The following is a 7,123-nucleotide window of genomic DNA, read 5'->3' as shown; positions in this document are numbered from 1 at the left end:
TGTGCTTTCCAGCCCAAAACATTATTGGCTTTATCTGTATTTGCATATGCCGAGGTTATATCGCCTTCACGTCTTCCAACAATTTGGTAATTTAGTTTTTGGTCAGAAACTTTTTCGAAAGCTGTAATAACTTCGAGTACCGAACTTCCTGTTCCTGTACCAAGATTGAAGGTTTCAACTTTTTCAATATTTTGTTTGTTCAATAAACGCTGCATTGCAATAACATGTGCCTTTGCTAAATCTACAACATGAATATAATCACGAACTGCAGTACCATCAGATGTTGGATAATCGTCTCCATAAACAGATAGTTTTTCTCTCATTCCAATAGCAGTTTGTGTAATAAAAGGAACTAAATTTTGAGGAACTCCAAGTGGTAATTCGCCAATTTCAGCACTCGGATGTGAACCAATCGGATTAAAATATCGTAATAAAATTGAATTGATATTGGTCACTTTTGCAACATCTGTTATAATTTCTTCACCAATTTGTTTTGTGTTTCCATAAGGTGATGCTGCCGGTTGTATTGATGCGTCTTCAGTAATCGGCATGATTTCGGCTTGACCATAAACTGTACATGAAGAACTAAAAATGAAATTTGCTTTGGGCAATTCCTTCAATTCTTGCAAAACATAAACTAAGGCATTTATATTGTTTTCATAATATAACAAAGGATTTTCAACACTTTCGCCAACAGCTTTACTTGCAGCAAAATGAATCACACCATCAACATCATTATGTTTTTTAAAGAAATTTTGAACCGATGCTTTGTCACGCAAATCCATTTTTTCAAAAATTGGTTTTTTTCCAGTAATTCTTTCTATTCCTTCTAAAACATCTTCTGAAGAATTGGACAAATTGTCTAATGCTACTACTTCAAAACCTTCGTTTTGTAATTCAACAACTGTGTGCGAACCTATAAATCCTAATCCTCCTGTTACTATTATTTTCATTTTTTTGTTGATTTGTTCTTTTGTTTATTTGGTTATTCGAATTAATAAATAACCAAATTATCGAATAAACAATTATTAAATGTATTCTAAAACGCTATCTGTTATAAATTTAATTTGTTCATCTTCCAATTCGGTGTGCATTGGCAACGCAATTACTTCTTTGCATAATTGATTGGTTACTGGAAAATCTTCTTCTTTATATCTCGAATCTGCATAAGCTTTTTGACTGTGCAAAGGAATTGGATAATAAATTGCACATGGAATTTCTTTACTTTGTAAATGTGCTAACAAACCATCTCGTTTTCCATTAGTAATTCTTATCACATATTGATGAAAAACGTGGCAATCACAACTTTCACAAATCGTTGGAGCTACAATATTTGGGTTTACATTTAATGCTTCCGAATATTTTCTAGCAGCATTTTGACGTGCTTTATTGTAAGTATCTAACAATGGTAGTTTTACATTCAAAACTCCAGCTTGAATACTATCTAAACGAGAGTTTACTCCTACTACATCATGATGGTATCTTTCATACATTCCGTGATTTGCAATTCCTCTCAATGCATGAGCCAAAGCATCATCATTTGTAAAAATTGCTCCACCATCGCCATAACATCCTAAATTTTTAGAAGGAAAAAATGAAGTTGCTCCAACATGTCCAACAGTTCCAACTTTCGTTTTCGAACCATCTTTTGATGTATAATCGGCACCAATTGCTTGAGCATTATCTTCAATTACATACAAATTATGTTCATGTGCAATTTCCATAATTGCATCCATATTTGCAGCTCTACCAAATAAATGTACTGGCACAATTGCTTTTGTTTTTGGTGTAATTGCTTTTCTAATTCCTTCTAATGAAATGTTCATATTAATCATATCAACATCAACCAAAACTGGAGTTAATTGCAACAAAGCAATCACTTCAACAGTTGCGGCAAATGTAAAATCGGCAGTAATCACTTCATCACCAGGTTTTAGATTCAATCCCATCATGGCAATTTGCAAAGCATCTGTACCATTGGCACAAGGAATTACGTGCTTTACACCCAAATAATCTTCTAAATTTTTTTGAAACTGATGAACCAATGGTCCGTTTATATAAGTATTTGTTTCTAAAACTTCTTGAATTGACGCATTAACTTCAACTTTTATTTTTTCGTATTGACCTTTTAAGTCAACCATTTGTAGTTTTTTCATTCTAAAAATATTTGAATTGCAAAAGTATAATATTTCTCATTATAAGAAGCTAATAGTTTGTGAATTTTGGTTTACATATTCTTGCTTTCTTTTTAACATTTTTTCTCACTTCAAACTATGGTCTTTGAACTCTTATAAAAATAAAAGTAAATTGATATAATTAAGTAGTAAACAGCTATTGTTTTAGTTAAAATTTAAAATTTAAAATTCATGAAAATTTAAAATTCATGAAAATATGTTAAAATCTGTAACAAAAAACTTAATTTTACCCAATAAAAAAAATAAAAAAATGCAATTTCTATACAATTTAATCATTTTTTTCGCTTCACAAATAATAAAGCTATTAACCCCTTTTAGTAGAAAAATAAAACTATTTGTAAATGGTAGAAAAGAAGTTTTTTCAATCTTAGAAAGTAAAATCAAATCCAATGATAAAACAATTTGGTTTCACGCAGCTTCACTTGGCGAATATGAGCAAGGATTGCCTGTAATTGAAAAAATGAAAGAAAAATTTCCAAAACATAAAATTGTAATTACTTTTTTCTCACCTTCTGGTTATGAAGTACGAAAAAATAATGACCTTGCTGATGTTACAGTCTATTTACCACTAGACACAAAAAATAATGCAAAAAAATTTATACAACTTGTTCATCCAGAAATGGCTTTCTTTATTAAATATGAATATTGGCCAAATTATTTATTTGAACTCAAAAAGCAATCCCAAATTTTCGGAACTAAAACTTATTTAATTTCTGGGGTTTTTAGTGAAGAGAAAGTTTTTTTTCAATGGTATGGCGGCTTTTTTAGAAAAGCAATTAAAACATTTGATTACTTTTTTGTGCAAAATGAAAGTTCAAAAAAATTGCTTCAAAGTATTGGTTTCAATAATGTAAAAGTTTCTGGTGATACACGTTTTGACAGAGTAGCATCTATTTTAGAACGTGACAATTCATTAGATTTTATCGAAAGTTTTAAAAATAATCAAACGACAATTGTTGTAGGAAGTTCTTGGGCAAGAGATGAAGAATTATTAGTAAAATATATAAACAACAATAAACAAAACGTAAAATTCATCATTGCGCCTCATAATATTAAATCAGGTCAAATTGCATGTTTGAAAAAAAGAATAAAAAAACCAACTGTTTTATATTCAGAAAAAGAAAACAAAGATTTATCTCAATTTCAAGTTTTCATCATAGATACAATTGGAATTCTTACTAAAATTTATAGTTATGCCGATATTGCTTATGTTGGTGGCGGTTATGGAACTCCTGGAATTCACAATATTCTAGAACCAGCAACATTTGGTGTTCCAATTATTATTGGACCAAATTATACAAATTTTCCCGAAGCAGCTTCACTGGTTTTTCTTGATGGTTGTAATACTATTTATAGTCAAATAGAATTGGATGAAATATTAGATCATTTAATTTCTAATACAGTTATTCGTCATGAAAAAGGACACATTTGTGAAACATTTGTACAAATGAATAAAGGCGCAACAAATATTATCGTGAATCATATTGAGACTCAATAAAAAAAACAATAACTATAAACTATTACTAACTTTACAAACTATAATAAATACTATATGAAATTCATCAAATTATTACTGCTTTTATTTGTAATACAAACCCAAGCTCAACAAGGCGGAATGTGGATTCCTTCTTTACTAAAAGGAATGAATGAAACAGAAATGAAAAATTTAGGAATGAAAATTTCTGCCGAAGAAATTTATTCTGTAAATAAATCTAGCATGAAAGATGCTGTTCCTCAATTTGATGGTGGTTGTACTGCCGAAGTAATTTCAGACAAAGGACTTATTCTTACCAATCATCATTGTGGTTTTGATGCTATTCAAACACATTCAACACTAGAACATGATTATTTAAAAGATGGATTTTGGGCCTATAAAATGGAAGATGAATTGCCAAACAAAGACATGGATGTAATGTTTGTTGTGAAAATTGAAGATGTTACAACAAAAATTTTAGAAGGCGTTGCGATACTTACATCAGAAGCAGATAAACAAAAGAAAATTCAAGAAAACATTTCTACTCTTAGCAATTCGTCTCCAAAAGAATCTTGGCAAGAAAATAAAATTAGAACTTTTTATGATGGCAATCAATATCTTTTATTTGTAACAGAAACCTTTAAAGACATTCGATTTGTTGGAGCACCACCAAGTTCTATAGGAAAATTTGGTTCTGATACTGACAATTGGGTTTGGCCTAGACATACAGGCGATTTTTCTTTATTTAGAATTTATGCAGATAAAAACAATCGACCTGCGGCTTATTCATCTGAAAATGTTCCATACAAACCAAAACATTTTTTTCCAATTTCAATTGCAGGTCTAAAAGAAAACGATTTTACAATGGTTTTGGGTTACCCAGGAAGAACACAAGAATATTTACCTTCGTTTGCAGTTGATCAAATTGTAAATAATTTAAATCCAGCTAAAATTGAAATTCGTGATGCTGCTCTAAAAGTGCAAGATGGTTTTATGAGAAAAGATCCAACCATAAAAATTCAATATGCTTCAAAATATGCTGGTGTTGCCAATTATTGGAAAAAATGGATTGGAGAAACTAAAGGTTTAAAAAAATCGAATGCAATTGCAATAAAACAAAAATTTGAAAAAAACTTTCAAGAAAAAGTAATCAAAGCTGGAAAACAAGCTGAATATGGTAATTTAATTTCAGATTTTGAAAAAAATTATTCTGAAATAAAAGAATATGCTTTAGCAAGAGATTATTTTACAGAAGTAGCTTTGAGAAATACAGAAATTTTATCTAATGGTTATAGATTATATCAACTAGAACAACTATTAACATCCAAAGGCGAACAAGCATTTACCGATAGAAAAAACAATTTGACAAACGGAATTGAAGATTTTTATAAAAATTATAATGCAGATGTAGACCGAAATGTATTTGAACAATTGATAAATTTATATGCAACAAAATCTCCAAAACAATTTTTACCTTCAAACTTAAACTCAATTGATGCTAAATTAGTAACCAAAGAAGTTTTTGAAACCTCAAAATTAACCACATTAAATGGATTTAAAGAATTATTAAATGGAGATTCTAAAACTGTTATAGAAAACATCAATAAAGACAAAGGATATCAAATAATCAAAGCTATGGCTGATGCTTATTCTAAAAATGTTGCTCCAAAATATGATGAGTTAAACCTAAAAAACATTGGTTTACAAAGAACATATATGAAAGCAATCTTAGAATTAAGTCCAAGATCGGCTAGAATTTTTCCAGATGCAAATAGCACTTTGCGAGTAACCTATGGAAAAATTAAAGGATATAAACCAAATGATGCCATAATCTATGAACCATTTACTTATTTAGATGGAATTATAGAAAAATATATACCTGGCGATTATGAATTTGATGTTCCACAAAAATTAATAGATTTATACAACACTAAAGATTATGGAAAATATGCTGTAAAAGGTAAAATGCCAGTTTGTTTTATAGCTACAAATCATACAACAGGAGGAAACTCAGGAAGTCCGGCTTTAGATGCAAACGGAAACTTAATTGGTCTAAATTTTGATAGAGTTTGGGAAGGAACAATGAGTGATATTTATTACTCACCAGACATTTGTAGAAACATTATGGTTGATGCTCGTTATGTTTTATTCATTATTGATAAGTTTGCAGGAGCAAAAAACATCATTAACGAATTGAAAATCATACAACCAGCTAAGAAAAAATAATTTTTTATAAAATTTATTTTTTGGCATGAAATTTGTAAAGTAAATATTCGGAATACAGAGAGAGAAATTTTAAAAAAAGTTAAATAAAAGTTTTTCCAATTAAAAAAATTTATATCTTTGCTCCGAATTAATAATTAACCTTTTATATTAAATTAAGATGAAAAAAGTATTTTTAAGTTTAGCTATCGTTGCTGCATTAACTGTAGTATCTTGTAAAAATGCATCAGAAAACGCTGAAGCGACTGCAGATTCTGCTGCTGTAGCTGTTGATTCTGCTGCTGCTGTTGTTGAAGAAGTTGCTGATTCTGCTACTGCTGTAGTTGATTCTGCTGCTGCAATCGCAACTGAGAAAATCGAAGGTGCAGTTGAAGCTGTTAAAGAAGAAGCAAAAAAATAATTAAAACCTAGTTTTAATTTTAAGCTCTGCAATTGCAGAGCTTTTTTTTTGGAAATAAATTTAACTATTTCCAAAAACATCTTCCGCAGTAGGAAAAACAAATTCTTGATTAGTAAAATCAAGGATTTCTGATTTAGAAATCGATCTAGTTATTTCGTCAATTCCTTTTTGCAATAAAAATTGTGTTGAATATTTTCTACTTACAGCAATTTCTTTTTCGTTGAGTATAATTTTAAAAAATAACTTTCCGTTTTTAGATTTGAATTTCATAAAAAAAACATCAACAATTTTATTTTTCAAAACATCTATATCACCTTCACATTCAAAGCGCAATTCAAAATCATTACTAATAAAAATGGTTTTTCCTTTTCTAGAAGTAAATTCATATTTGTAATATCCGTTTTGTCTTTGTGTAATTACAAAAGTTCCCATTGAATAAATTAGATAAAAAAATTGGTGTTGAATTATTATTAAAACAAAAAAGCTTCAAACACATTGTTTGAAGCTTTTGTACTCAAGGCGGGACTTGAACCCGCACGAACTAATGTTCACTGGATTTTAAGTCCAGCGTGTCTACCAATTCCACCACTCGAGCATTTGCTTTTGCAATGATACAACTAATTTTTAGAAAAAATTAATTAAAGATATCACCACTCAAGCTATTTTTACTTTGTAATGATACAACTAATTTTTAGAAAAAATTAATTAAAGATATCACCACTCAAGCTATTTTTACTTTGTAATGATATAACTAATTTTTAGAAAAAATTAATTAAAGATATCACCACTCAAGCTATTTTTACTTTGTAATGATACAACTAATTTTTAGAA

General features: G+C 29.3%; 6 protein-coding genes and 1 tRNA gene. 3 read left to right on the top strand and 4 right to left on the bottom strand.

The annotated features are described in order from the left end of the window. A partial coding sequence (galE, locus tag ACH2BO_RS07570) for a UDP-glucose 4-epimerase GalE (protein WP_395044145.1) occupies nt 1-953 on the bottom strand: 953 nt, incomplete at its 3' end. Between the two features lie 75 nt (nt 954-1,028). Further along, nucleotides 1,029-2,156 carry a DegT/DnrJ/EryC1/StrS family aminotransferase gene (locus ACH2BO_RS07565; RefSeq protein WP_395044144.1) on the bottom strand — a complete coding sequence of 376 codons (1,128 nt, stop codon included), beginning with the start codon at nt 2,154-2,156 and terminating at the stop codon, nt 1,029-1,031. 289 nt (nt 2,157-2,445) lie between these two features. Between ACH2BO_RS07565 and ACH2BO_RS07560 the strand changes: the two genes are divergently transcribed. From ACH2BO_RS07560 to ACH2BO_RS07550, 3 genes are all read left to right on the top strand, one after another. Next, on the top strand, nt 2,446-3,693 hold the full coding sequence (locus ACH2BO_RS07560; RefSeq protein WP_395044143.1) for a 3-deoxy-D-manno-octulosonic acid transferase: 1,248 nt from the start codon (nt 2,446-2,448) through the stop codon (nt 3,691-3,693). A 54-nt stretch (nt 3,694-3,747) separates the two neighbouring features. Then, complete coding sequence (locus ACH2BO_RS07555; RefSeq protein ID WP_395044142.1) at nt 3,748-5,895, top strand: S46 family peptidase; 2,148 nt, start codon at nt 3,748-3,750, stop codon at nt 5,893-5,895. A 157-nt stretch (nt 5,896-6,052) separates the two neighbouring features. Further along, nucleotides 6,053-6,292 (top strand): hypothetical protein, encoded by a 240-nt coding sequence (locus tag ACH2BO_RS07550; protein WP_395044141.1) that lies wholly within the window; start codon nt 6,053-6,055, stop codon nt 6,290-6,292. A 60-nt stretch (nt 6,293-6,352) separates the two neighbouring features. On the opposite strand, the gene ACH2BO_RS07545 is transcribed toward ACH2BO_RS07550, so the two are convergent. Then, a complete protein-coding gene (locus ACH2BO_RS07545) occupies nt 6,353-6,724 on the bottom strand; it encodes a DUF1508 domain-containing protein (RefSeq protein ID WP_395044140.1) in 372 nt (123 codons plus the stop codon). Nucleotides 6,725-6,803: 79 nt separating this feature from the next. Next, nucleotides 6,804-6,887 (bottom strand) — tRNA-Leu (locus ACH2BO_RS07540). Between the last annotated feature and the right edge of the window lie 236 nt (nt 6,888-7,123).

Source organism: Flavobacterium sp., assembly GCF_043773265.1.
In the GTDB taxonomy this organism is placed as follows: domain Bacteria; phylum Bacteroidota; class Bacteroidia; order Flavobacteriales; family Flavobacteriaceae; genus Flavobacterium.
This window is presented reverse-complemented; position numbering and strand designations above follow the sequence as displayed.